The organism is Neobacillus soli NBRC 102451, assembly GCF_001591665.1.
In the GTDB taxonomy this organism is placed as follows: Bacteria; Bacillota; Bacilli; order Bacillales; family Cytobacillaceae; genus Neobacillus; species Neobacillus soli.
Genome location: NZ_BCVI01000048.1, coordinates 69,249 through 95,455 on the forward strand (window position 1 = coordinate 69,249; position 26,207 = coordinate 95,455).

General features: G+C 39.5%; 23 protein-coding genes and 3 pseudogenes. 20 read left to right on the top strand and 6 right to left on the bottom strand.

What is annotated here, in order from left to right; all coding sequences use genetic code 11:
• The first annotated feature begins 258 nt into the window (after nucleotides 1-258).
• The 7 genes and pseudogenes from BSO02S_RS16860 to BSO02S_RS16890 all read left to right on the top strand — a co-directional run bounded on the left by BSO02S_RS16860 (nucleotide 259) and on the right by BSO02S_RS16890 (nucleotide 7,960).
• Complete coding sequence (locus BSO02S_RS16860) at nucleotides 259-1,824, top strand: transporter substrate-binding domain-containing protein (protein WP_235846946.1); 1,566 nt, start codon at nucleotides 259-261, stop codon at nucleotides 1,822-1,824.
• Nucleotides 1,821-3,185 carry a sigma-54-dependent transcriptional regulator gene (locus BSO02S_RS16865; protein ID WP_066069860.1) on the top strand — a complete coding sequence of 455 codons (1,365 nt, stop codon included), beginning with the start codon at nucleotides 1,821-1,823 and terminating at the stop codon, nucleotides 3,183-3,185. The genes BSO02S_RS16860 and BSO02S_RS16865 overlap by 4 nt, the downstream gene beginning before the upstream one ends.
• The gene (locus BSO02S_RS16870; protein ID WP_066069863.1) at nucleotides 3,182-4,168 is read left to right on the top strand and encodes a TAXI family TRAP transporter solute-binding subunit; all 987 of its coding nucleotides are present in this window, start codon (nucleotides 3,182-3,184) and stop codon (nucleotides 4,166-4,168) included. The genes BSO02S_RS16865 and BSO02S_RS16870 overlap by 4 nt, the downstream gene beginning before the upstream one ends.
• A gap of 308 nt (nucleotides 4,169-4,476) precedes the next feature.
• On the top strand, nucleotides 4,477-5,796 hold the full coding sequence (locus BSO02S_RS16875; protein ID WP_066069866.1) for an MFS transporter: 1,320 nt from the start codon (nucleotides 4,477-4,479) through the stop codon (nucleotides 5,794-5,796).
• A 369-nt stretch (nucleotides 5,797-6,165) separates the two neighbouring features.
• A complete protein-coding gene (locus BSO02S_RS16880; RefSeq protein ID WP_066069869.1) occupies nucleotides 6,166-6,678 on the top strand; it encodes an RDD family protein in 513 nt (170 codons plus the stop codon).
• Nucleotides 6,679-7,118: 440 nt separating this feature from the next.
• On the top strand, nucleotides 7,119-7,553 hold the full coding sequence (locus BSO02S_RS16885; protein WP_066069872.1) for a CBS domain-containing protein: 435 nt from the start codon (nucleotides 7,119-7,121) through the stop codon (nucleotides 7,551-7,553).
• 51 nt (nucleotides 7,554-7,604) lie between these two features.
• Nucleotides 7,605-7,960, top strand: a pseudogene (locus BSO02S_RS16890) (SDR family NAD(P)-dependent oxidoreductase).
• A 175-nt stretch (nucleotides 7,961-8,135) separates the two neighbouring features.
• Here the strand turns inward: BSO02S_RS16890 and BSO02S_RS16895 are convergent.
• Complete coding sequence (locus tag BSO02S_RS16895; protein ID WP_066069877.1) at nucleotides 8,136-8,330, bottom strand: hypothetical protein; 195 nt, start codon at nucleotides 8,328-8,330, stop codon at nucleotides 8,136-8,138.
• 1,042 nt (nucleotides 8,331-9,372) lie between these two features.
• On the opposite strand from BSO02S_RS16895, the pseudogene BSO02S_RS28670 reads away from it, so the two are divergent.
• Both BSO02S_RS28670 and BSO02S_RS16905 read left to right on the top strand, forming a co-directional pair.
• Nucleotides 9,373-9,861, top strand: a pseudogene (locus BSO02S_RS28670) (hypothetical protein); the annotation flags it as partial.
• Nucleotides 9,862-10,066: 205 nt separating this feature from the next.
• A pseudogene (locus BSO02S_RS16905) lies at nucleotides 10,067-10,204 on the top strand (helix-turn-helix transcriptional regulator); the annotation flags it as partial.
• A 212-nt stretch (nucleotides 10,205-10,416) separates the two neighbouring features.
• Here the strand turns inward: BSO02S_RS16905 and BSO02S_RS16910 are convergent.
• On the bottom strand, nucleotides 10,417-13,449 hold the full coding sequence (locus tag BSO02S_RS16910) for an efflux RND transporter permease subunit (protein WP_066069883.1): 3,033 nt from the start codon (nucleotides 13,447-13,449) through the stop codon (nucleotides 10,417-10,419).
• A 262-nt stretch (nucleotides 13,450-13,711) separates the two neighbouring features.
• Here BSO02S_RS16910 and BSO02S_RS16915 point away from each other — a divergent pair, with 262 nt between their 5' ends.
• The 5 genes from BSO02S_RS16915 (at nucleotide 13,712) to BSO02S_RS27210 (ending at nucleotide 16,129) form a co-directional block, all read left to right on the top strand.
• Entirely contained in the window at nucleotides 13,712-14,083 is a 372-nt protein-coding gene (locus BSO02S_RS16915) for a GntR family transcriptional regulator (RefSeq protein WP_066069886.1), read from the top strand.
• Nucleotides 14,080-14,976 (top strand): ABC transporter ATP-binding protein, encoded by an 897-nt coding sequence (locus BSO02S_RS16920; RefSeq protein WP_066069889.1) that lies wholly within the window; start codon nucleotides 14,080-14,082, stop codon nucleotides 14,974-14,976. Before BSO02S_RS16915 ends, BSO02S_RS16920 begins: the two co-directional genes overlap by 4 nt.
• Nucleotides 14,973-15,659 (top strand): hypothetical protein, encoded by a 687-nt coding sequence (locus tag BSO02S_RS16925; protein WP_066069892.1) that lies wholly within the window; start codon nucleotides 14,973-14,975, stop codon nucleotides 15,657-15,659. The genes BSO02S_RS16920 and BSO02S_RS16925 overlap by 4 nt, the downstream gene beginning before the upstream one ends.
• A 161-nt stretch (nucleotides 15,660-15,820) precedes the next feature.
• Nucleotides 15,821-15,907 carry a hypothetical protein gene (locus BSO02S_RS28520; protein ID WP_369691309.1) on the top strand — a complete coding sequence of 29 codons (87 nt, stop codon included), beginning with the start codon at nucleotides 15,821-15,823 and terminating at the stop codon, nucleotides 15,905-15,907.
• A gap of 54 nt (nucleotides 15,908-15,961) precedes the next feature.
• On the top strand, nucleotides 15,962-16,129 hold the full coding sequence (locus BSO02S_RS27210; RefSeq protein WP_157081473.1) for a hypothetical protein: 168 nt from the start codon (nucleotides 15,962-15,964) through the stop codon (nucleotides 16,127-16,129).
• A gap of 518 nt (nucleotides 16,130-16,647) precedes the next feature.
• Here the strand turns inward: BSO02S_RS27210 and BSO02S_RS16930 are convergent.
• Nucleotides 16,648-17,058, bottom strand: a complete 411-nt coding sequence (locus BSO02S_RS16930) for a DUF3021 domain-containing protein (protein ID WP_066069895.1) — start codon at nucleotides 17,056-17,058, stop codon at nucleotides 16,648-16,650.
• Nucleotides 17,055-17,513, bottom strand: coding sequence for a LytTR family DNA-binding domain-containing protein (locus BSO02S_RS16935; protein ID WP_066069898.1), 459 nt, complete (start codon nucleotides 17,511-17,513; stop codon nucleotides 17,055-17,057). Before BSO02S_RS16935 ends, BSO02S_RS16930 begins: the two co-directional genes overlap by 4 nt.
• 435 nt (nucleotides 17,514-17,948) lie before the next feature.
• Between BSO02S_RS16935 and BSO02S_RS16940 the strand changes: the two genes are divergently transcribed.
• The 3 genes from BSO02S_RS16940 to BSO02S_RS16950 all read left to right on the top strand — a co-directional run bounded on the left by BSO02S_RS16940 (nucleotide 17,949) and on the right by BSO02S_RS16950 (nucleotide 21,477).
• Nucleotides 17,949-18,977: a DUF3231 family protein gene (locus BSO02S_RS16940; protein ID WP_066069901.1), complete on the top strand. Its 1,029-nt coding sequence runs from the start codon at nucleotides 17,949-17,951 to the stop codon at nucleotides 18,975-18,977.
• Between the two features lie 379 nt (nucleotides 18,978-19,356).
• Entirely contained in the window at nucleotides 19,357-19,968 is a 612-nt protein-coding gene (locus BSO02S_RS16945; protein WP_066069931.1) for an MOSC domain-containing protein, read from the top strand.
• 339 nt (nucleotides 19,969-20,307) lie between these two features.
• Nucleotides 20,308-21,477: a uracil-xanthine permease family protein gene (locus BSO02S_RS16950; RefSeq protein ID WP_084375062.1), complete on the top strand. Its 1,170-nt coding sequence runs from the start codon at nucleotides 20,308-20,310 to the stop codon at nucleotides 21,475-21,477.
• A 323-nt stretch (nucleotides 21,478-21,800) separates the two neighbouring features.
• Here the strand turns inward: BSO02S_RS16950 and BSO02S_RS16955 are convergent, their stop codons facing one another.
• Nucleotides 21,801-22,757: an LCP family protein gene (locus tag BSO02S_RS16955; protein ID WP_235846947.1), complete on the bottom strand. Its 957-nt coding sequence runs from the start codon at nucleotides 22,755-22,757 to the stop codon at nucleotides 21,801-21,803.
• A 324-nt stretch (nucleotides 22,758-23,081) separates the two neighbouring features.
• Between BSO02S_RS16955 and BSO02S_RS16960 the strand changes: the two genes are divergently transcribed.
• The 3 genes from BSO02S_RS16960 to BSO02S_RS16970 all read left to right on the top strand — a co-directional run bounded on the left by BSO02S_RS16960 (nucleotide 23,082) and on the right by BSO02S_RS16970 (nucleotide 25,223).
• Nucleotides 23,082-23,891, top strand: a complete 810-nt coding sequence (locus BSO02S_RS16960) for a hypothetical protein (protein WP_066069904.1) — start codon at nucleotides 23,082-23,084, stop codon at nucleotides 23,889-23,891.
• A 304-nt stretch (nucleotides 23,892-24,195) separates the two neighbouring features.
• A complete protein-coding gene (locus BSO02S_RS16965) occupies nucleotides 24,196-24,738 on the top strand; it encodes a GNAT family N-acetyltransferase (protein ID WP_066069907.1) in 543 nt (180 codons plus the stop codon).
• A 257-nt stretch (nucleotides 24,739-24,995) separates the two neighbouring features.
• Complete coding sequence (locus BSO02S_RS16970; protein ID WP_066069910.1) at nucleotides 24,996-25,223, top strand: YczO family protein; 228 nt, start codon at nucleotides 24,996-24,998, stop codon at nucleotides 25,221-25,223.
• Between the two features lie 236 nt (nucleotides 25,224-25,459).
• On the opposite strand, the gene BSO02S_RS16975 is transcribed toward BSO02S_RS16970, so the two are convergent.
• Nucleotides 25,460-25,648 (bottom strand): hypothetical protein, encoded by a 189-nt coding sequence (locus BSO02S_RS16975; protein ID WP_066069913.1) that lies wholly within the window; start codon nucleotides 25,646-25,648, stop codon nucleotides 25,460-25,462.
• Between the last annotated feature and the right edge of the window lie 559 nt (nucleotides 25,649-26,207).

Sequence of the window (26,207 nt, forward strand, 5' to 3'; positions counted from 1 at the left end):
CAATAAATGAAATAATAGGGTATAATCTTTCAATAAAGATGGAGGAACGGTGGACAAAGGTACTTCCTACTCTTTTCCATTTATCCCGCTTTAACGGGCAGTAAGACCCCTACGTCAATGATTAGCTTAAGCAGGAAGTATAAGTGGGGGGCAACCGCCTGTAAAAGCATGATTAGTTGAACAAACAATCAGTGGGGGATGGGGACCCCTCCCCCCCCCCCGCTGATTGAAGTTTCACTTTATAGGGGAGGGCCTTTTTTGCGATATTTAGGTTTACTTATAGTTTTTCTAACCTTCCTGCTTTTCCCGCAATTAGCGGAAGCGCAGGATACGCATGTGATTCGAGTCGGATTCGATCAAAGCTTGCCGCCCCTTTCCTATTTGGATCAAAAAGAAGAAGCTGCCGGATTTGACATTGAACTGATCCGGAAAGTGGCCGAACACCAAGGATATCAACTCCAATTTATTCCTCTTGAGTTGGAGGATGCCATTCAAATGCTAAAGGAAGGTCAGCTTGATGTGATAGTTGGACTAAAATATACCAGCACCCGTAACTCTTTTTTTGATTTCAGCGATTCCTATCTAACGATGTCGGACGCTGTCGTCATTCCCTCCAATAGTCGGGATTTTTCCGGTATGAATGATTTGAAAGAAAAAGTGGCAGCGGTTCAGCGGGAAGATTCTGTTATTACACAACTGGAAAGTATTAGAGGAAGTGAAGTACTGGAAGCCTTTAATCAACCTGATGCGCTTGACATGCTTTTTTTAGGAAGAGCAGATGTATTCTTGGGGAACCGTTGGACGGCTGAATATGTTCTTCAAAATGCGGACAAACAAAAACACTACCGAATTCGAACGGGACTCATTCCGCCATCGGATTATGCTTTTGCCGTACGGAAAGGTAATTATAAACTAGTAAATGTATTGAATAAGGGATTAGTAGAAACCCATCATAATGGCACTTACGAACACTTATATTCCCAGTATCTTGAACCATATAGTGGTTTAGCCATTGGCTGGTGGCGAAAGTTGGTTTATGGGCTGCTCATCGTGATGGGAATCATTTTTACGATTCTGATAGGAAGCTTTATTTGGAATAAACGATTACATAAAGAGGTTAATAGACAAACAGAAGCCTTACTTGCACAGGAAAAAATGCGGGCTTTAGGCCAGCTGGTCGCTGGTATTGCTCATGAACTCCGCAATCCACTTACAGCGATTAAAACGTTTGTTGAGCTGCTTCCTAGAAAAATGGATGATCCCCGGTTTCGGGCTGAACTTGTCCGGCATGTCCCGGAGGAAGTGGAAAGGATGAATCGAATTATTGAAGATTTACTAGATTATTCGAGGGAAAAGCCAATGCACCGCAAATGGGGAAATCTGCTGGAACTGGTTCAATCGGTGACGGATCTTTTTATGAAACAAATCCGAAGCGAAGGGATAGAGTTAGAGATTGATATTCCCCCATCCTTGGAAGTGTTTATGGATCGGGGCCGTATTAAACAGGTTTTAATCAATTTAGTCCTTAATGCTATAGAAGCAATGGCTCACACGAAGGAAAAACGATTGACCTTCCATGTTTCAACCGAGGGACCCATGCAAATTCTCGCGATTGCTGATTCGGGGAAAGGGATTGCAAAAGAGGATGCACTTCATCTATTTCAGCCTTTTTATACCACCAAGAATCAAGGAATTGGCTTAGGTCTGTATATTAGCCAAAAAATTATGAAGGAGCATGGAGGACGGATTGAAGTGAAAAGTACTAAAAATACCGGGACGACTTTCAGCCTATTTTTTGCTAATGAAGGAGATGCTTCACGATGAATATTTTAATCATTGATGATGAACAGGCGATTTGTTCCTCCCTTTCGTTCGCTCTTGAGGATGAATACACAGTTTGGACCGCTTCTGACGCGGAGAACGGCCTGAAATTGCTGGAAAGCGAGGCAATTGATGGCGTATTGCTCGACCTAAATTTAGGCAGATCGAGCGGAATGGATCTTCTTCGGATCATTAAGGAAAAGAAGCCGGATACGGTTGTGATTATGATGACTGCCTATGGAACCATCGAATCTACCGTTGAAGCCATTAAAGAAGGTGCCTATCATTATTTAACAAAGCCCCTCAGTCTAGAAGAGGTTAAATTAATGTTAAGTAAGGCCCTTACTTTTCAGCGGCTGCACCAGCAAGTTCAAGTGTTGAGCCAAGCGGTACGCCAGCGGGAAACCTATGCTGGTTTAATCGGAAAAAGCGAATGTATGCAGAAAATATTCCAATTAATTGAGAAGGTGAAGGATATTCCCTCCAATATTCTGATTACTGGGGAAAGCGGAACGGGCAAAGAATTAGTGGCCCGTGCGATTCATTTCCAAGGCAGCCGCCAAAAAAACGCGTTTTCTGTGATTAATTGTGCAGCCATTCCTGAACCATTACTTGAAAGTGAACTGTTTGGACACGAAAAAGGTGCGTTTACAGGTGCTTATCAGCGTAAACAAGGACTCTTTGAACAATCTGATGGCGGTACCATCTTCCTGGATGAAATCGGCGAAATGCCTCTTGCCCTGCAAGTGAAAATTTTGAGAGTGATTCAGGATAAGATGGTCACTCCGCTCGGTTCTCAAGCGGCAAAGGAAGTGGATGTGCGAATTATATCAGCGACTAATCGAAATCTTCTAGAAGAAGTAGCGAAAGGGAACTTCCGCGAGGATCTCTACTATCGCTTGAACGTGATTCCAATCCATGTCCCTCCATTAAGGGAGCGCAAGGAAGATGTTCCGCTTCTCATCGACCATTTCTTAGCTTTCAATTCTGCTAATATGAACATCCGAACGAAATCATGCAGTCTCGATGCAAAAAAGATACTTTACCACTACTCCTATCCTGGTAACGTTCGGGAGCTTTCCAATATAGTGGAATATACGGTGGCCCTATCGGAGAACGCTGTGATTCAGCTTTCGGATCTCCCTGAAGCGGTTCATCGTAAAGAGCTTCCTTCTAAAGAATCGCTTGCTGAGAATGGTCTGTTCCTTCCGGAGGCGCTATCACTTGCGGACGTAAATAGAGAGTATATCCTTTATACTCTTGAAAAAAATCAGGGTCACCGTATGAACACGGCTAAACAGTTATCGATCAGTGAGCGGGGATTACGCGAAAAATTGAAGCAATATCTGAGGGAATCGGAATGAGAAGGTTCATTTTAATGATGGGAATCGCGCTGTTCGCTTTGGGAATTTTTGCATTTGGATGCACAAAGCAGCCAGAAAAAATATCCCATCGTCCAGAAAACGAACAAAACTATTTAACGATTGCAACCGGTGCAGTTTCTGGTCCTTATTTCACCATTGGGGAAGCCGTAGCAAAAGTATATAAAACGAAACTTGGCTACAATACTACGGTTCGTTCTACTGACGGATCAGTCGAGAATGTGAACCTTTTGGAGAATCATAAGGCAGACCTGGCCTTCGTCATGTCCGATGCAGCTTCCTTTGAGCTAAGCCGCCATGAAAAATTGAAGGATGCAAGATTCACACTGCCGCCATTTAAGGCAGTTGCGGGACTTTATTTTAACTTTGTGCAAATTGTTACACTGCGAGATGAAAACATTCATTCCGTCTACGATTTAAAAGGAAAGCGAGTCGGTGTAGGTGCCCCGAATAGCGGGGTTGAAAGGAATGCACGAATGATTTTGCAGGAACATAGCCTCACTTATCAGGATATACAGCCTGAATACCTTTCCTATGACGAGGCGATGGAACAATTAAAAAACAAAAAAATAGATGCCGCCTTTGTTACTTCCGGTCTTCCCAATAATGCAGTCTTAGAGTTGCTGAAATCGACTAAAGTCGCGATTGTTCCCATCCAACCTAAGATTATCGATCATTTAACGAAACAGTATCTATTTTTTGAGAAGGCGGAACTTCCGGCCGGCATTTATCAAAATAAACGGCCTATTCCAACGGTCGCCATCCGTAACATACTCCTGGTGAGATCCGATTTAACCGATGATTTGGTCTATAAAATTACCAAGACTTTCTTTGAAAACTTGGATGCTATGCAGCAAGCGCATCAAGCTGCAAATAATATTAATCGAAATGATGCAGGAAAAGGCCTAGCGGTGCCGCTCCATCCGGGAGCAATGAAATACTTTAAAGACTCCGGTATTCAGTAGGTACTTATTCAGAAGGGGAAGAAAATTCCGATTTGGTTGAATATATCCGGCAAAAAATTCCGTGTTACTCGGAATTTTTTGCCGGATTATTTTTTAGGAAGAAAAATATTAGTTTCAAGTTCCTGCACAATCCTTTATATATAGGTTTTTTTCCCATTAAAACAATTTGGCATGAAAATTGCATTATAAATAATTGAATTTTTAAATAACCAAAATGCACTCCGAGTTTACACTTTTTTGAATCCGTTTACAACATAAAAAGGGGTATTTCACTCTCGTGAGGCTAATAAACAAAGGGGGAATTAAAATTGAAGGAACTAGCTGATCGTGCAGCGTCACGACGTATTACGAGCAACATCTTCAAAGGATCGCTTGGAAATCTAATTGAATGGTACGACTGGTATGTCTATTCTGCTTTTGCTATTTATTTTTCAGCTGAATTTTTTCCAAAAGGAGATCCAACCATTCAACTGCTCAATACTGCTGGGATTTTCGCTATCGGTTTTCTCATGCGTCCTATTGGTAGTCTATTAATGGGAATATATGCTGACCGGCATGGCCGCAGAGCTGCGTTGACACTTTCCGTCACCATCATGGCCGGGGGTTCTTTAATCATTGCCTGTACTCCTGGTTATAGTAGCATTGGTATTCTATCGCCTATCATTCTCGTTATTGCCCGGCTGATTCAAGGGATTTCACTCGGCGGCGAGTACGGAACTTCCGCCACTTATTTATCCGAGATGGCTAGCAGTGGCCGCCGCGGCTTCTACTCTAGTTTTCAATACGTTACACTTGTCGGTGGACAGTTGGCGGCACTCGGAGTTATGATTATCCTTCAGCAAGTACTTAGTGATAGCGCTATGTTTTCATGGGGCTGGCGTATTCCGTTCCTCATTGGTGCATTAGGCGCATTGGCCGTATTATGGTTACGACGCACAATGGACGAATCCGAACAATTTACTAAAATGGGCTCAGAAACTCGTAAGAAAGCTGGAACCATTAAGGTTTTAATGAAATATCCTAAGGCAGTTCTAACAGTAGTCGGCTTAACGCTGGGCGGAACGATTGCCTTCTATACGTTTACAACTTATTTACAGAAGTTTATGATTAACACGGTAGGAATCGATAAACAATCTGTCAGCTGGATTAACTTTCTGGCATTACTCGTATTTGTTGTCCTGCAGCCACTCGCAGGTGCGCTTTCCGACCGAATTGGCCGCCGCCCGTTATTAATAGGTTTCGGAGTATTTGGAACCATCCTGACAGTGCCGCTATTTATGCTTATGCAGCAGACAAAAAGTCCAGTCATGGCCTTTTTACTAATGATGGTCGGCCTCGTGATTGTGACGGGCTATACATCGATCAACTCGATTGTAAAAGCGGAATTATTCCCAACTGAAATTCGAGCACTAGGAGTAGGTTTTCCGTATTCACTCACTGTCGCGATATTTGGAGGGTCAGCTGAGTTCGTTGCCTTATGGTTGAAGAATGCCGGAATAGAATCTCTCTTCTTCTACTACGTAGCCGCTTGTATAGCAGTAAGTCTATTCACCTATTGGCGTATGGGTGAATCTTCTAAAACTTCCCATATTGAGGCTGAACTAAATTCCGGAAATAAAACAGCATAAACAAAATGCCCTGCAAGATTATCTATAAGCTTGTAGGGCGAGAAAAAAAGTGTCAGTCACCCAGCGCATTAAAGCTTTAGCAAACCGGGTGACTGACACTTCTTTCCTTTCCAGTTATTCTAACAGGGAATAGAAAAAGAATATGTTTAGTGATTGCAGAATATTATCTTAATTATAAGGATAAACAGCAAAATCAAATGGCCGCAGTGGATTGAAGAGGACAAATTGATGGACAATTTTGGTATTATAAAATGGCTATAACACCTTTAAGGTACTAATGTTAGATTTAAGTGAATAATTAAATATTAGTGAAATGTTAATGTCAATCATTTAGCATGCATACAACTCCATATGAAAGAGGGTATGTTATTGAATGCTTCATTTTTACTCCGTTATAAAGCCTTCATGATTGATTACATATTTATTCTTTTTTATTTAGTCGTTCTCTTTATCTTAAATGTATTTCTATTTCCATCATTACAGGAATTCTTCAACGGTTCACTGGTAGTAGCTCAGTTCACAGGTTTTTTAATGGTGACTTTTCCTGTATCACTCTATTTTATTATTAGCGATTCAAAAATTGGTGGACAGTCCTTCGGAAAAAGGAAAACTGGTATACGAGTGGTTGGAAAAAACGGAGAAGCAATATCACTACCGCATGCAACTTTTCGAACAATCTTAAAGTTTACACCTTGGGAGTTGTCACATTTCCTGGTTTATCGGCTGATTTATATTGGTGATGGTGAAATACCGTTCACTTACTATCTGATTGGTGGACTCATCTATGCACTTATATTTGCATATATATTGACTGCCATTTTTACGAAAAAGAAACAATCCCTATACGATTTATTGGCGAAAACACATGTTATTAAGGGCTAATAACATGCAATACCGATTAAGATAGTTTAGACTCCTATATATATTGCCCTTATAGTTTTATAAGCATTTGATAATAAATATAAGAAATGGCTCAGTTCACTATTGGACTGAGCCATTTTATTATTATCACCAAAAATAGACGCAAAAAACAGTACAAAATTGGCTCCATTTTCGATTGCATTTTCAGGTTTTGCATAGGGTACGGCAAACTGTTAGTTTTGTGAAACTTTTGATTGCTATGCATTTATACACCTTCCTATGCGGTAGGTACCAGCCTTACTATGCCAGGAGAACCGTAGCCGTGGCTTCCCTAGGGCACAGATAATTGTCCGTCTAAAAATTTAAAAAACTGTGCAACTTATTTTAGAAAAAAGTTACCATTAATAATGTCGCCAATGTTCCGCATCCTAAAAAGGAAAAATATATCTGGAGGTAATTTCATGGCACAATTAAGAGATATCATGACATCAAATGTTCTTACAGTTAACGAAACACAGACCGTACAGGAAGCTGCAGCGTTAATGAGCGAATATAATATCGGAGCTATCCCAGTAATAAATAGCAGCAGACAAATAGTAGGCATTATAACGGATCGTGATATTACCCTTCGTACTACAGCACAAGGAGAGAATGCACAAACACCAGTATCTCAAGTCATGACTGCACAGCAAATCGTACAAGGTACACCTGATATGGATGTTCATCAAGCAGCAAATTTGATGGCCCAGCAACAAATTCGCCGATTGCCGGTAATCGAAAATGGACAAATAGTAGGAATGGTTGCATTAGGTGATCTAGCAGCACAAAACCAATATGCAAACGAGGCGGAACAGGCATTACAAAGCATTTCAACTCCTTCCGCACCTCAACAATAGTACGGGGTTACTTTTATTGTCACAAAATAATTATTAGCACATATTCAAGCCTTGAAATGTGCTAACATTTCTTCAGTTAGTGGTTTCCGTCCACAACCAAATAATATTGCATATGTTGCAGCAAAACATGGTGTAGTTGGTATGACAAAAGTGGCTGCAATGGAAAATGGCCCATTTAACATTCGGGTGAACTCCTTGCTCCAGGTGCAATAGATACTCCAATGCTCTGTGGTGCATTAGAACAATTTGGTTACACAGAAGAAGAATATGCTCCTCAGTTAAGCTTACTAAACCGTTTTGGTCAACCAAGAGAAATTGCGCAAGCAAGTCTTTGGTTAGCTTCTGACGCATCATCATATGTAACTGGTACCACCATTCATGCTGACGCAGGTTATACTTCTCGGTAATCATTAATAAAGAATCTTTACCGAGATTAAAATAATGTGCAAATGAATTGCACTTAAACTGCCGGGACAACGGACAAAATTAAATGACTATACAAAAGGACATAAAGGGATACCATTACAATATGTATTGTACTGGTATCCCTTTATGTATTTCATACTGATTATCATTTTGAAATTATTCCCCGCCAGCGATGGCGATGGCTTCACGAGTGATGGCTGCGGCACTATCTGACTTCTTCAACTGCGGATTTAACACTGTTTGCCTAAAAAGACCCGACATCGGGATCAGAAGTATGAGATTGTTTCGGGAATAGGAATCCTGTGGTGTAAGGTGATGATTGACCTTATAATCGAAGAGCTTTTGGACCATATTTATCCTCCTGCCATATTTTATTCTGGTCATTTATCCATTGTTACTGTGGGTAGCCGTTTTTTAGAAAAAATGGAACGGAGAATCGAGTACCTATTGCATACTATTTCGAAAATGGTCAGCAATTGGTGTGTGGAAACCCAAATTAAATACACTATATATCGGAACCCAAAAAGATTTCCTTGGATAATTAGATTTTTTATTATATTTTTAGGTGTTGGATTTGCTTTGTGTTCAGTTTTTAGACTATTCGGTTAGTTTTCTCTTAAAGTAACGAGGTGTGTTTGTAAAAAGTTAGGGGCCTGTATTGCTGCTCCTGATAATAAATCATCAAGACCATGCACCCATTCTTTTAAATATGGGCCTGTAGACCTAGTTATTTAACCAGCCACAAAAAGGAATATTACATAGGTTAAGTCTAACAATACGTTTTTAAAATGAGGGGAATAGGCGTATGCATCGGTATTGGTATGTGAATTCAAAGGGGAATGGGCAGCTATATAAGAACCAAATTTTAGTACCACCATTATATTCACAGCCCCAAATACCCAACCTTGGAGGAATGAATGGTCTTGGGATTCCCGAGGGTTGGAGTGGTCGAGTCTATCCGGCAGGTTGGAAGAGTTCCGAGAGTTTAAAGGGTTTTGAACATCGTATGGACCAACCTGCTAATTGGACTTCTCCATCCGGCCAAATGGGTTTGACAGAACAAGAGCCTTCTTCCGGCTGGATAACACCGATTGACATTAAGGGCTATACACCCTATGGACACAACGGGAATTTGCTGCCGCAGGTTGATCACGACGATTGGGAGTCACATGAACAACCGGCCAACTGGCCACAACTTCCTGAACATCCGGGTTTCATGTCTCAAGGACATCACGGGAGTTGGTTGCCGCCGGTCGTTCATGACGATTGGGAGTCGCAAGAGCAGCCGGCCAACTGGCCGCAGCTTCCCGAACATCCAGGTTTCGCGCCTCAAGTACAGCCCACTCCTTGGGTGCAACCGATCAACAATAAAGGGATGATCGCACAAGGACAGCCACTAGGTTGGGCTCCATCAGCCGGAAATGAGGGTTTCAACCACCAAAAACAGCCCTTTCCTTGGGCGCAATCAAACAATCATGGGGGGATGATGACTCAAGGACATCCGGCTAGTTGGGCTCCATCAGCTGGTAATAAGGGTTTCATTTCTCAAAAACAGCCCTTTCCTTGGGGGCACCCGGTCAATAATAAGGGGATGTTCGAACAAGGACATCTCGCCGCTTTGCTGCCGCTGTCCGCCAATCCTTTTGGTTTTAGCGCCAGTGGGCAGCAGGCGAACTGGGGCGGTTTTGGAAACCCAGCAGGCTGGGGGGGACAGGTAAATCCCATGGGATGGGGTGGTCCGGGAGCCCCGATGGGATGGGGGAATAACCATGGTAATGGCCAGCCGGGAATACTTGGAGGCTTACTTAAAGTGGGAAAAGGCACCATGGGGGGAATAGGAATTATTAGTAGTTTAATCGGAGTGGGAAAATTCCTATTTTAGTGAATTAGAAATTAAGGGTCACCAAGCGCATTAAAGCTTTAGTACACCTGAGGACTGACCCTTTTTTTTCTGTATTGCAGGTTTTGTTGGCTTCAATTTTGATATATTTACCCTTTTTCCTTCTTCTTTTTGGGGGTATCCATCTGTTGGAGAAGAAAATTAGTCTGAATAATCGTGAAAACGAGAACAAATTGTAGGTAATCCCATGAAAAATATGAAAATAAAACTGGCAAGAGTTGAAAAGGATTTATCCCAGGAAGAACTTGCCAAAATCGTTGGTGTATCTAGACAAACTATTGGCTTGATTGAATCAGGAAAATATAATCCTTCCATAAGTCTGTGCCCTCAGCATCTCGATATATTAATAAATATCTGCAGACATCATGACAATCCAAAGGTACCACCCAAATATAAATCCTATAGAAAAACTCACCGATTGGAGAAAAGTCGAAGACAGAAGAAAAGAATCGCACATATTTATATATCCAATATATGCGATTCTTTTATTTTTCTGTGATAAAAGGTTAACACTAAAAGTGATAACAAACTGAACCTTTATTGACCCAATGTTTCTGTTACTTGGGTAGCATGCAGTCTTTGTTTTTTTGCTTTCCGGAAATGGAATAATTCATAGAATGTTGGGATGACAATCAGCGTCAAAAGGGTGGATACGAGCAGTCCAAAAATGACGACCACAGCGAGTCCCTTCGAAACCAGATTTAAACTCATCGCCGATTCATGTGTAACTAGAAGCGGTACCATGGCAAAGACTGTGGCAAGTGCTGTCATAAGAATCGGACGCAGACGGACGGTTCCTGCCTCCATAATCGCTTCCCGAATGGTCATTGTTTCTTCATTGTGACGGATTCGGTCAACCAGCACAATGGCATTGGTTACCACAATCCCAACGAGCATCAGCATTCCAATACCCGAAGATATATTGATGCTTGAGTTGGTTAATACGAGTCCTAATAGCGAACCGATTGCTGCAAGCGGCAATGTAATCAAGATCGCGATGCTTGCCCGGAACGACTTTAATGTCACGAGCAAAATCATAAACACGATTCCAATTGATAACATAGACAATTTAGCGAGTTCCCCTAATTGATCGGAGGACTGCATGGAAGAACCGGTAAGTTCTGCACTGGTTCCTTTGGCAAATGCTTCATCTTTGTTCCAAGTAAGGAGCTCCTGCTGAATTTTTCCGGTAACGTCTACCATTTTGTCCGGATTCACTTGAGTCGTTACCTGTAGATAATGATGGCCGTCTTTTGTAAAGATGGTCCCTAGCTCATTGCTTTCTTCAACTTTCGCAATGCTTGATAAAGCAACAGGTCCATCAGGCGTCATAAGTTGCAGATTTTTTACATCGTCCACCGTTTTAATCTCTTTTAGTGCACCCAATTGGACTGCGGTGGTCCGTCCATCAATCTTGATGTTTCCAATCACAGCAGGCTTTATGATCGCATGAATAGATTGGGAGACTTCCTGTGCATTCGATAATTTGGAATCCACCTGAATGGTAACGGTTGGTTTGGTATTTTGATCGTTGCTACCTACTTTTTCAACACCATCTATGCTGCTTATTTCTTTCTTAACCATGTCAGCTGCTTTTTTGATGTCGTCGTCGTTCTTTCCGATAACATCAATGGAAACAGTCGTCGTATTTGATCCGAGCAAACCTGCTGTCTCAGCCGTCAGCTCCGCATTTGGAAACTGGTCTTTTGTTTTTCGGATGTCTTTTACAAATTTGGCAGAATCGGTCCCTTCTTTAGTAAAAATCATAAATCGAACTACGTTGGCTTCTTGTAGGTTGCCATATTGTGCTGCATCCTCATTGACACCTGCCACTGTAATATGGGTTTTTACCCCTTCTTTTTCTGAAAGAATGCCCTCCATATTAGCAACACCGTCTTTTATTTCGCTAAATGGGGTTCCGTTATCATAGCGAAGACCGATGGCTATGTAGGCGGAATCTTGCTGATCGACAGAACCTTTTGGCATGGTCAAAAATAACCCGATTGCCCCGATGACAACGAGAATCGCTAATGTGATTGGAAGCCATTTATGATTCAGCGACCATTTCAACAAAGAAGGGTAGAATGATTTCGGCTTGTGTTCCTTCATCTTTACCTTTTTCATCATACGTGCACTGAGTGCTGGGACCACTGTCAGTGAAACAAGCAGGGAAGATAGTAATGAACAAGTGATTGTAATCGCAAATGGAGCAACTAAATCTCTTAATCCTCCAGAAACAATCAACATTGGCAGGAATACTGCTACTGTTGTGAGAGTCGATGACGTGATGGCTGATCCCACTTCTTTTACTGATTCTATAAGAAAGGCAGGGGTTAATTCATTATTTTGCTTTCTTCGGTAAATATTTTCTACTACCACAATGCTGTCATCCACTAGCCGTCCGACTGAAACGGCAATACCTCCAAGCGTGAGGATGTTTAAGGTAACACCAAAGAAGGAAAGGAGAATCATCGTCATGCATAGGGACAATGGAATGCTGATAATCGTGATTAGGGTCATTCGGAAACTGCGAAGGAATAACCAGATAATAAGGGTGGCAAATAGTGCTCCGGTCAATACTTCTCTTGTCATCGAATTGATGGAATCAAGAACGGTATCCCCTAAATTCATTACAATCGTTGCTTGAAGGGTTCCCTTGTAATCCTTATTGATTTTTTTTACTGCGTCTTCCACCTGTTTTCCAAGCGTTACGGCATTGGAGGTGGAATCCTTCTGAATCACGACGTCGACAAAGCTCTTCCCGTTCAAATGGATGATGCTTTCTGTATCTTCCTGCATAGTAATATCAGCAACATCCTGTAGTTTTGCCTTCCTGTTTAACTGAATGTTTTTAAGTTCTTCGAGCGTTTCTAGTTTTCCTGTTACGATTATGCTTGTTGCTTCGTTTTTAATCGTTTGTTCACCCACCGCAACGGAAGCCGTTTTCCCTTGAAGGAGCGTATATAGCTGTTCAAGAGGGAAATTTGCTGTTGCTAATTTAGCAGGGTCAACTTTAATCATCACTTGTTGATTTTTTCTGCCATTAGTGATGACGTTGCCGACACCTTTTAGGTCTTTGAACATCGGCATAATCTCGTTTTCTACAATATTTAGTTCTTGATTGCCAATTTCCTTATCAAAGGTGAGACCCAATTCAACAATCGGAATTTCAGATGTGTTGAGGTTGATGACATATGGTTTCATGACCCCATTGGGGAGATGGACCATTGAAATTCTTTCTTCAATTTGCTGTTTCGCTTCTTTTACATCCATTTTCGTTTCAAATGTGACGGTCAGCTGGCTAAAGTTATTTCCTGTTTGTGCAACAACACTTTGTTTTCCTCTGACGCCGTTCAATGCCTTTTCAATTGGCTGTGTTACTTGTTCATCCATGCTGACGGCATCCATACCGTTTCCAACTGTTGAAATGGTTATGTATGGCTGGTCGGCAGATGGCATCAGTTCCATTGGAATCGTGGTGTAACTAAAAATGCCAAAAATCATCGAGGCAAGTACAGCAAAAATCAATGCCGCTTTGTTCCGCAATGCCCATTTCGTAAACCAAGTCATAAAAGACTCCCCCTAGTCCTAAAGTCATAAAACCAGGTAAATTATACCTCGATTGGGATTACTTTACTAGTGGTTTTTTCTTAATTTTACAAAAATTTAATTTACACAAAACAAATACAGGAAAATTATAGATGGTAATGGTACAAATGATGACTCAAATTTTTATTGGAACAATTTTTTTGGGCGAATAGCCGTTGACGAAACGGTTCCTTTGTTATATGGTTAATCACATAAGTAATTAACCAATATGGCGGTGTGTATTATGGGTTTCACGATGGATGACAGCCGCCCGATTTTTGTGCAAATTGCCGAGCATATCGAAGACGATATTATCGAAGGTCGGTTGCAGGAGGAATCGCAAGTGCTTTCAACGACACAATTTGCATCGTTTTTTCAAATCAATCCGGCAACGGCTGCCAAAGGCGTTAATTTGCTGGTTGACGAGAACATTTTGTACAAAAAGCGGGGGATCGGCATGTTTGTGGCAACAGGCGCAAAAGCAAGGCTGATGGAGAAACGAAAGGAGAGTTTCTACGAACAGTATGTTGTGGCGATGATTTGCGAAGCGGAAAAGCTCGGCATTTCGAAAGAACAATTGACGGATATGATCCGGAGAGGGGAAGGAACGAAATGATGAACATTGTTGAAGTCCAAGGGCTGACCAAAACATATGGCGGCGTCCATGCAGTGGATGATGTCAGTTTTACGATGGAATCGGGCAAAATTTACGGATTGCTGGGCCGAAATGGCGCGGGAAAAACAACGATTATGCACATGCTGACGGCGCAAATGTTCCCGACAAGCGGGAAAGTGCACGTGTTCGGAGAGACTCCTTACGAGAACAATCGCGTATTGAGCCAGGTTTGTTTTATTAAAGAAAGCCAGAAGTATCCCGACCATTTTCGAGTGAGCGACGTGCTGGAGTTGTGTCCGGTAATTTTCCCCAATTGGGACCAGCAATTTGCAGATCAATTGGTGAATGATTTCCATCTGCCACGGAAACGGGCGATAAAGAAGCTATCAAGAGGTATGCTCTCGTCCGTCGGCGTCATCATCGGTTTGGCGAGTCGCGCACCGCTGACGATGTTCGACGAGCCTTACCTGGGGCTGGACGCTGTAGCACGGGCGTTGTTCTATGATCGGCTGATCGAGGATTACGCGGAGCACCCTCGGACAATCGTTTTGTCCACACATTTAATCGACGAGGTGAGCCGGATTTTGGAGCATGTGATCGTCATCGATAGCGGAAAGCTTATTCTAAATAAGGATGCAGATGCTATTCGCGGGCAAGCCTATAGTGCCATTGGCCATGCGGAGAAAGTAGAGTCCTTCATTTCCGGGCAGGAGACGATCGATCGTAAACCATTCGGTAGCCTATTGGCGGCAACGGTGCTTGGCAGTCTGGATCCAGAAAGCCGGAAGCAGGCCGAATTACTGGGGCTTGAGCTTACCCCGGTATCACTTCAACAGTTGATCGTTCATTTGACCAAACAAAAATCTGATCGCAGGGCGGTGGACTTCCGATGAATCGAATTGCAACCGTAATGAAAATTCATGCCAAGGATAAACTTATGTGGTTTATCGTTCCATGGTTTTTGGTATTGCTTCCTGCTTTTTTAGTCAACCTCTTGATTGGATGGATAGCCCAGCCGGAAAACGGATTATATACTGGCGGTTTGGCCTCCATCTTCGTTTGTTTGCTGCTTATCGGCATCTCTACGCTGACGAAAAGCTTTCCGTTTGCGCTAGGCCTGAGCATCCGGAGAATGGACTTTTTTCTTGGGACTCTTATAATGGTCACCGCTGTTTGTTTGGGTATTTCCGTCGTGCTTTCGGCTCTTTCGTTCGTGGAGGGTGATTGGGGCTGGGGGGTCGGGCTGCATTTCTTCAACCTTCCATATTTAAGTGATGGGTCCTTTGTGGAACAGTGGTGGACCTTGTTCGCTACAGCGTTTCATGTGACCTTCCTTGGCTTCTTCATTATCGCAATATTCAGACGTTTTGGGAGAACGGGGCTGTTCTTCTTGTTTCCGGTTATTTTTCTTGCGGGTTCCGTGCTTGGGTTCTTGTGTACGTATTTCGGCTGGTGGACGGACATTTTCAATTGGCTAAGTGGACATTCTGCCGCCCAATTAGCTTCGTGGTTGTTTGTTGGCGCGGTCATCTATGTACTGCTGTCATTTTTCATGATTCGCAAAGCAACTGTTTAGTTGGTATCATGCCGTTAGGCCGTCCAATTATTTGTCGGCGGCCTTAGCCGTATTTAAGTATATCATCAGGCAACTAAATCAGGGCTTGTAGAGGCGTTTTCACCTGAAGGAGTCCCATTTTCTGAAGAAACCATAAAGGGAAAGGTTTTTCTATTCTTACAATAACAGTATGGAGAAGTCTTCAATCCTTATATCGCTTTACCTTTTCAGGAAGGCATATGCAAGCATTACTAGATAGAAGCAGATAGATCGAACCATATCCGGAGAACCACCTTTTTAATGTAGTTTGGTGGACAGAATAAATGAAGGATGTCTCATGGGAGGAGGCATTTAAGAGATACAACTATTATATTCAGCATGGTCCTTCGCCTTTTGGATTTGATTTTAAGCATACATTTGATGAAAAAGGGGAGACGTTCTTGATTAAGTTGAAGGGGGACCCATTATTAATTGGGAAATTATCTAATTAAACAAACGGTGACCTAATGAATAATACACCTTCCTGTGACATAACTAAACAGGAAAACGAAAAAATCAAAGGGGAGACAAAAGGTTCCTATCCCAATAGAAAAGAAAAAACCGTCGTTTGGAACTGTTGCCTTGGTGAAGGAGAAAGTTAAGAAGGAAAAAGAAAAAATGAAGAAAACTAGGAAATTATAAAAAAGGAAAAAAAGGGAACAAGGTCTATTCGATACCCTATTCTCCTTTTTTCCATTGATAACAAAAGATAGATGTGAAATTTTTGGTTTTATTCAATTTACTTACTATTATGCAAGGCTAGTCCCCCTGCGCATTAAAGCACTAGTACACCGGGGGACGGACCCTATTTTCTGACGCATCAACATATATAACTGGTACCACGATTCATGCTGACACAGATTATACTTCTCGGTATTCATTAAAAAAAAACGAAGATTTACCTCTTCGTTTTTTTTAGGGAAGTCAATGGGGAAGGTTCAACCGTCCCTATGGGATTATGTGCCCTTTCTCATAGTTTCTTTATATCATCATTTAATCTGCGGGCTTGATTTTTGAAGTAAAGGTAAAAGGCGATCCAAAAGATTGTAAAAGTGACGATGGAGATTAAGAGTGTTAGCAATAAACTTTTTATAGTAAATGGAATCCATCCGATTGTAAAGGCCAAGATGAAATAGAGGATCACGACGGTTAAGAAATGGAAAATGGTCTGTTGAGAAAGTTTTAAATTTCTGTTTTCATAATACATAGAACTAATTGTAAAAAACCAACCGCAGAGGATAGAACCAATGGAGTTCTTCAAAAATAAACTTCCATCTATCATTTCGAAACCGCCGAAAAGGATTGTTACATTGGTGTAAAGCACCGCGATGAAGCCTCCAAAGAACATGCCGATGAAACTGCGAAGTATAAATGTCTTCATTCTGTTTTCCTCCTATTTAATTGTAAAGCCGTTTTTATCACAGGGACATAGGTACGAGACACATACTCTTTCTTTCCAGATTTGAAATAGACACAGAGTGTACCATTGAATGATGCTTCAAAACGGCTTAATTCATGTAAATTGGCGATAACCGATTTAGATAGGCGGATAAATTTAGTAGAAGGAAGCAGGGCCTCAAGCTCATATAACTTCTCTTTTAAAATAAACGAATCCGTCGCTGTTACGGCAACAACATGGTCGTTTTCCGTATGAAAATAATGAATATCCACTGGTTTAAGAATATGTTGCATTTCACCTTTTTTGGCAATCAGGAATTGTTGCTCCCTACTGTGAATGAAGTCAATTAGTTCCTGAATATGGTCATCTAACGTAGGGCCTTCAATGGTAATCTTCGTTTCTTTAAATGCTTTATCGATATTTAGGGAAAGTTTCAATTTTCAGACACCTCTTTTCACCTAAAATTATAATCGTTCTTGCACTCGATGTCTGTCAATAAATGTTCTCTTCATTCACTCCTCTCATGATCGTTCTAATCAAATTGTATGATGATCTTCCTCACCAGTCTGCACTATTCAAGTAAGTGGCAGAAAGATGAAGGGTAACCCGAGGAAAATAGTTGGTCACTTACACGAAAGGGAGTGCATGCTTCGATTAGTGAAAACCACAATGTAAGATGTTAAAATGAGCCTCACCACCGCGAACCAATCTTCACCTATCTAGGGCGTTGATCCAACAAGGATTTAACGCTATTTTTGTTGTTTTTGGTCTTTTTTTCCACGATTATCATAACTGCTTCTTTTTCTTTTTGAATAAAATAAAGGCTAGAGGAAAATATATGTAAAAGTGAAAGTAAAAGGAGGGGTGTGCCGATGGCTACTATAAGACCAATCAAAATAGGCTCAAAAAAATCCGAAATCCATGAAAAACTAACATCAGCAGAAATGGGGAAACTGTGGGCTACTTATATGGGAAACAGTATGTCCGAATGTATTTTAAGCTATTTTCTCGAACATGTTGAGGATCAAGAGATAAAACATCTATTGGAACATGCATTAAACTTAAGTAATAAATTTGTAAAGACAACCAAAGAAATTTTTGAGAGGGATGGCTTTCCTATTCCAATTGGTTTTACAAAAGAGGATGTAAATCTGGGTACGCCAAGATTATTCGAGGATGAATTCTATGTGCATTATTTAAAATATGCTGCTAAAGCTGGTATGAGTATTTACAATGTGGCCATTCCCTTAATGTTTAGAGAAGATGTTAAAGGATTTTTTAATGATTGCATGTATGAAACACTTGAGTTAATGGAACAAATCAAGGATATTTTAATGAGTAAACATTTTATCATTTCTCCGCCTGTCATTCCGATACCCGAAAAAGTGGAATTTATTCATGACGATTTTCTAAATGGGTATATTAGGCACGTCAGGCCTCTGCATGCATTAGAAATTACCCATTTATATGATAACATTGAAAATAATATCACCAGCAAAGCGTTGATTTTAGCTTTTAGCCAAGTCGCAAAAACGGATAAGGTTAGGAAACTTTTTATTAAAGGGCGAGACCTGACACATAAATCGGTTGAGATGTTTTCAAATCAACTACATAAGGCACATTTGCCTTCACCAACATTCCTTGACCATTTAATTACGACATCTACCTTTTCGCCATTTTCAGATAAATTAATGTTATTTCATAAGGTAGATATGTTCTCATTGAAGATTAGAGCATTAGGAAATTCGCTGGCTGTAAATGGGAGACATGATCTTGTGAAGATGTACATCAAGTCATTTAAAGATATTAGTGTATTTGTTGAGAGTGGTGCAAAGATTATGATTGATAACGGATGGATGGAAAAACCCCCCGGAGCTATTGACAGAGATACATTATCCTAGAACCACTGGGATGGTACTTGTGGCAGGATATCCTCACTAAAAACTACGAGAATCGTCCCTGTGGCATTCCGGAAAGTATTCAAAAAGAAGTCGATAAAGGAAGGCTTGGTTTTAAACGAAGTATGTAAGATGTTAAAATGAACCTGACCATCGCGAAACAATCTTCACTTATCCAGTGCGTTGATCCAACAAGGATTTAACGCTATTTTTGTTGAAATTCTTACCTTCTTAGAGCAGGGTAGTAATATTAGCTTAAATATAAATGATAAAATTTAAGAATAATTAACCAAAACTAATAATAGAAAGTGGGTATAGCATTACTGTGGCAAGTAGTAAAGTTATAGAATTAAAAAACTTTTCAATTGGATTACCCCAAAAAATGAAGTACGAGAATAATGAGGAAATGGATACGGGAATTTGCAAACAAACAATTGAAGAAGCTCTCTTAACAAAAGGTGGATTTCTGGGAGATGGAGTTGCGGATTTACGGAATCACGGAGGTCCAGATCGTTCCGTATGTGTATACCCTTATGAACACTATTTGCTTTGGGAAAAAGAATTTGCGAATCCTTTACCATCTTCAACATTCGGTGAGAATTTAACTGTAACGAATGTGTTGGAAAAAGATGTTTATATTGGGGACATTTTTCGTCTTGGAGAAGCTGTTATCCAAATAACTCAAGGTAGAATCCCGTGTAGCACAATTTCAAAGAGAACTAATAATCCTCTTCTTTTAAGAAGGATGGTACAAACGGGTTTTACAGGTTATTTGTGTCGGGTTTTAGAAGAAGGTATTGTACGAAACGATTCTCAAATTACATTATTGGAGTCACATCCAAAAGAGGTATCCATTCTTTACGGAAATGAGATTTATTTTCATAAGCAAAGAGATGTCGATGGAATAAAAAGAATATTGGCTGTTGAAGAATTGGCTAACGAATGGAAAGAACTGCTAGTAAATCGGCTAAATAAACTCACTGCTCCTATCTAAAATATGAGTATTTCTCTACCATCTTATTAATATATAGAATCTTTTAATTGAGTAAGTCATTCTTCCATTAATGGGCACAATTCTTGTAAAAGGAATTGTGTCTTTTTTCGTTAGTATCTAAAAATGGTATTATATTTGACGTATTTCCATGGCATCTAATATTAAGCGCGAAATTTGAATATTTAATCATTCAAAATATTAATATGGATAGTTTTAATAAGAAGTTGCATTTTCTCTTTATAAAAATCTAAATATTTAGAAAATATTTTTCGAATTTATTCTAAAAATAAATAGAAGAAATATATGATAAATGAAGGAACTATTAAAGGGGGAATACGATTGAAAAAATTTTTAAGCGCAATACCATTATCATTACAGCATTTGCTTGCGATGTTTGGTGCAACAATTTTGGTGCCGGCACTAACTGGTCTTGATCCAGGCAGTGCACTTATTGCCAGTGGTTTAGGAACCTTGATTTTCCATCTTATTACACGCGGAAAGGTCCCTACGTATCTAGGTTCATCATTTGCCTTTATTGCTCCGCTTGCGTTGTATGTAGGCAAGTTACATTCACCTGGTCAAGCCGTTGCAGGTCTTATCAGCGTTTCCATTGTTTATGCCATAGTATCTATAATCATTTCCTTTGTTGGCTTTGAAAAAGTCCGCAAGGTAATTCCTGCGGTCGTCGTTGGACCTGTTGTAAGTATTATTGGTCTTTCGCTGGCAACCACGGCGGTGACCAACATGGCTTCGACCCATTGGGATATCGCTATCGTCAGCCTTCTGGCAGCGGTCATCGCAACGCTTGCAGGCACAAAGGTGATCCGCCTCTTTCCGCTCATAATCGGTCTTGGAGTAGGGTATGTTTATGCCGCGGTGCGAGGATTTGTAGATTTTCATACCATCGCCACTGCACCGACTTTTGCTCTTCCGCATGTTGTCATGCCGGAATTCACGTGGGTCGTGATCCTTGGAATGGCGCCGATAGCTCTGGTTACCATTATCGAAGACCTAGGTCATATGTTTGTGCTAAATGAGATTACAGGAAAAGATGTGACAAAGAATCCTGGATTTTCCAGCATCCTATGGGGGAATGGCATTGCAACATTAATCTCAGGCTTTATCGGCGGTCCTGCACAAACAACTTACGCGGAAAACCTCGGGGTTCTAGCAATCACACGCCAGTTTTCCAGTAGGATCATTCAAGGCGCTGCTGTTCTTGCGATTCTTCTTGGCTTGTTCGGTAAAGTTGGAGCTGTTATCCAATCCATTCCAGTTGCAGTGATGGGAGGCATATGTATCCTGTTGTTTGGTATGATTGCTGCAATGGGGATTCGTCACCTTATTGAGGAAAAAGTGAGTCTGGCGAATATGAAAAATTTGGTCATCGTCGCGATCATCTTCATCGTCGGAGTTGGGTATGCTCATAACGGTATCGCCTATGCTACCATTGCCGGCTTGCTCATCTATTGGTTCGTACCCGATTTTACAACAAAGAATGAACGTTAATATGAAAAGCCATTCCCAAACATTTGCAGCAGAATGGCTTTTTATTTGTCCGTAAACAACTTTTTCAGTCATTTGTCGGCAAATGAAAAAAATCAACTGGCAGGATGATAAAAATATAATCGGTGAAAATAATAAACTATTTTTTAAAAGAATTCTTCAATTAAATATATTAAAGAGCGTGTTTTGATCAAACTTGTTTTCAAAAAACGCTCGTTCTTTTACACTTCAAAAGCGTAATAAAACATTTTGTTTTATATACTTTTCTTTGAACATAACGCTAGGACGAACAAATCCTAGCGTTATCTGTAAACTTTTTTAATCTTTTATTCTTCATTTTGAGCCACACTTTTTCCTTCCATAAATTTATTTAAAGCTTCTATATTTTGCCTGTAGTCCACTTCTAATACATCACCAAGCTTTTCATCCCGTTTATTTTGAAAACTGCCATCTTCAGGGATGCGTATGGTTTCTATATCTCTACTTTTCTTCGATAACATATCTTTTCCTATTGTCAAAAGGGTGGATCCATCCATATTTGTATCGATGTATTTATTTATGAGACCTAAAAGCTTAGGGAGTTTTACAATACTATGTAGACTTACAGCTTTATCTGTTAATTTTGAAATCACTTCTTGCTGTCTTTGAATTCGTCCGAAGTCACTTAAATGATCATGGCGAAAGCGGACATACCCTAACAATTCTTTCCCATGCAATTGTTGTTTCCCTTTTTCCAACGTCGTATCTATACCATAAGACATCTCATATGGTACATTTACTTCAATGCCTTTAGGTACAAGGAGATCGACCGCTTTTTCGAATCCTTTAAAGTCTACCATCGCATAAGAATGAATATCGAGCCCGAAATTTTCTTTAATCGTTTCCCTTAGTAATTCAGGACCTCCAAATGAATAAGCTGCATTTAATTTTTGCTGGCCATGTTCTGGTACAGAGACCAACATATCTCGCATAAGCGAAATAAGTTTTATTTTATGGGTTTGTGGATCATAATGTGCAACCATGATCGTATCCGTTCGAGCTTTTTTTTCTCCCCGAGAGTCACTTCCTAATAAAAGAACATTGACTGCATCTAGTTTATTTTTCTCCCCGTGAAATGTTTGTTTTCCTTCCACCTTTTTAAGTGGTGGGCTGACAGCTTTTATAGTTCCTCCAATGTATTGAAATAGTTGAAAAAGACCAACTATAAAAATACCTATTAATAGAAGGGCGCCAAACACTCTGACCCATCTTACTTTTCTTCTATTCCTTATTGACCGTTTCAAATTTTGCACCACCTAAGCTGAATAATCATTAACTTTGTTATAATATTGAAAGGTAATCTATTAGTTTCTTCATTTTTGATAAAGTAAAAAATGAAGAAGGAGTTTCGATCTTTTAATAACCCCTTGAAGTAGTGATTATCCCATAATTAGTTTTCACCTTTTTTAAAATCAGGTTACATTTTTCTGAAGTTCTGATTACATTGTCATTTTTTTCTGTCACATATCTAGTTTCCTCTCAATTTAAGAGGGATATTGATTTTTTCGTTTAATGGAATAGAAGTTGTTGGAACTGTCTAAGAAGAGTTTTCTCGGAAGGGGATTATTATGAAAGTTATTACAGCCCAGCAGCGTGATAAAGTAAGTTCGTATAAAAGTCTTCGCTCCTTATATGAACAAAACATCACGGTTAACAGTATTTCTGAAACGTTGGATACTTGTAATCTTAATGGTGATGCTAAAAATATCAAAAACATGATGATGATTAAAGACTATGATGTTTTAGGTGTTGAAGATAACGGGATTGTGGTTGGTTATGTGGTTAGAAATGAATTGAAGGAAGGAAACTGCAAAGAGTATTATCGAAGCTTTAGTCCCACTGAACTTGTCTCGGAATCTACGTCACTTTTACATACACTTTATATTTTTAAAGAAAATGAAAAGATTTTTATTCTAGAAGGAAATAGAGTAACAAAAGTTGTAACGCTTGCAGATCTTCAGAAACCTCCTATTAGAATGTTATTATTTGGGTTGATCTCATTATTAGAGATGCACCTATATCGAATAATTAATGATTATTTTCCTAATGAAACCTGGAAAAAACATTTAAGCCCTAAGCGAACTAAACTAGCTGAGGATTTATATTCTCATAGAAAATCCAAGAATGAAGCCATTCAATTAAGTGATTGTTTGCAGATATGCGATAAAAGAGACATCGTCCTTAATGAGAGTCCATTGAGGGAGCTTTTGGGTATTGAAACAAAGAGTAAAGGCAATCGTTTCTTCAAAAACTTAGAAGAGCTCAGGAACAATTTGGCTCATTCCCAGAATATCCATACAGAAAACTCATGGAATGAAATGTTCTCCTTAATCGAACAGACTGAGAAACTATTAGAGGAATGTGAAAAGTTAAAGTAGCAATTCATGAATTCAAATACCACTCCATTAAAAAATGAAACCGTTTTTTCTTGAAGATTCCAGAGTAATAGGCAATTGGCATTTTTACGATTTATGTAGATTTTAGTTTTCTAATTAGGTTTCAAAAGGAATCAAAAGCAATATCAACGACTTCATCTGTATTTATATTAATTCAATAGTAGACGATAGTATAATTATGTAAACTATGAAATAATCCTAATCAAATGGAAGCTGAATTCTTAAGATTTTTGTTTTAAATTTATTTTAAATGGTAGAAATTAATAGTTTAGGGAGTGTAGAAAATATGGATATAAGTTTATTTCATTCATTAGAAAGTGAAAATATCTACTTTAAATCACTAAGTACAAATGATGCTCAAGAGATTCATAATTATGCATCAGATGAGGAGGTTTCACGTTTTATTGGCTGGAGTTTGATGAACGATTTGCATGAAACAAGTGAACACATTGAAACAATGGTAAAGCGTGAGGTAGCGGGTACTCATTTATATGCGTCGATTGTTCGAAAATTAACTCAAGAAATTATTGGGACAGCCATGATTTTCAATTTTGACAAGGAAGCAAACCAAGCTGAAATTGGTTATGTTTTTCATCGAGACCATTGGGGGAAAGGGTATGGAACAGAGTGTGTGGCTTTGATGAGTGATTTTGCATTTGAATCACTTCATCTACACAAACTCCATGCTAGTGTTGTTGAGGCAAATAGGGGCTCGGCTCGTATCCTTGAAAAGAACGGATATGTGTTAGAGGGTCAATTAAGAGACCACTATTTTATTGAAGGAAAATATCATAACGCCTTACTTTACGGGAAAATTCAAACAAAATAAAATTAATTTCCAAATGTTAAAATTACCCTATTTAAACGCTAATCCCGCTAAACCTTGACTAAAGGAATAAATATAGATTAATTCAAGGTGTCGAAAAATGAATTTTCATTTCTTTGGAACGAGAATTTCAAAAAAAGGGGAGACGAATATTTTTTCCAACATCTTTTTTATTCTATCTCTAGAACCAATATACAATTTAAAAGGAAGAAGTTTTTAATCGGCTGATGTAGGGTATTAAAAAAACGAGGTGATAGGAAATGGATAAAAATATGAGAAAACCTACTTCGGAGCATTCACAGGCAAATATGGACAACCCAGAACAATATCCAACAGAGAATGAGAGCCTTTTTGATAAATTCAAAAGTGAGCAAACAGTTGACCCTATACCGGTAGAAGATTTAAAAGAAGAACAACTTGAGGAAAAAGAGAAGCATCATTCCAAAGATACCTCTTCAAGTGAAAAAAAGTATAGAACGGGAATGTAGTTTCCATGAAGACAAACTGGGATTTTTTATGATTTTTGCTATAAGCCCTAAAGAATTCAGAACCCCCAAAAAAACTAAAAGTAACTATAAGCGATAATATTCAAAACTGCTCGCCAATTGTAGACATACCCAACAATTGGCTGTGTTTTTGATTTTTGTCAATTGGCCTATTTTTTTCTTAGCCGAAAGGAAAGTAAGCCATTTCTATCGGATTTAACTCGAGATTGAGGATGTTTTTATAATCCGCCGCAAGAAGGCTTCTTATTGTTCTCATCTTGATTGGACTGCACTTTCTCAGCATTCTTGTTAGAAACTGATTCCAACCCATACCCAGTCGAACTGATTTCCAGTACCTGTTCATTTCCCTTGTTCTTTAAGCTTGCGTTTGTTGGATTTTGAAAATGATCAAAATTTTCGTTTTTCAATAGATAAACCTCCCTGTTATTTATAGGATAAAAAGTGGAAAGAAGTCTCACACCGTTCTTAGTTTTTAAGTTGTTCAAGAAAGTGCTTTGTGGTCATATTCAACACTTGTAGTATTTGCAATACGATGGAAAGGATTCTACTTTAAGCGAAAAAAAAGGCATTTTTTTCGATTGCTTTCTAAGGGGGCTAAAAAAGGGACTTTAATCAGTGTGAATAACAGAGTGTCGCATCGGACAAAATACCCTTTGTTGAATACTAATGAAATGAGGGTACTCGGGTGAAAGAGATTCCTGTTGCTTATCATGAAAAAAAGAGATATTATATTATTCCTGTCACTCACAAGTGACAAATTTCATACCTTAGTCTAAGAAAATCGGAAAATAATTACTGTTGTATGATAGCAATTCTGGTGTTATGATTGAAAAGTCGCTGTAAAATATATCTCTATTAAACAACCTATTACTTGAGGGATTGGAAAAAATTAATAGTTGATATATTTAATAGTAACGTGATATTATAAATCTTGTCGCTTCTTTTATGTGATGCAGAAAATTGTTC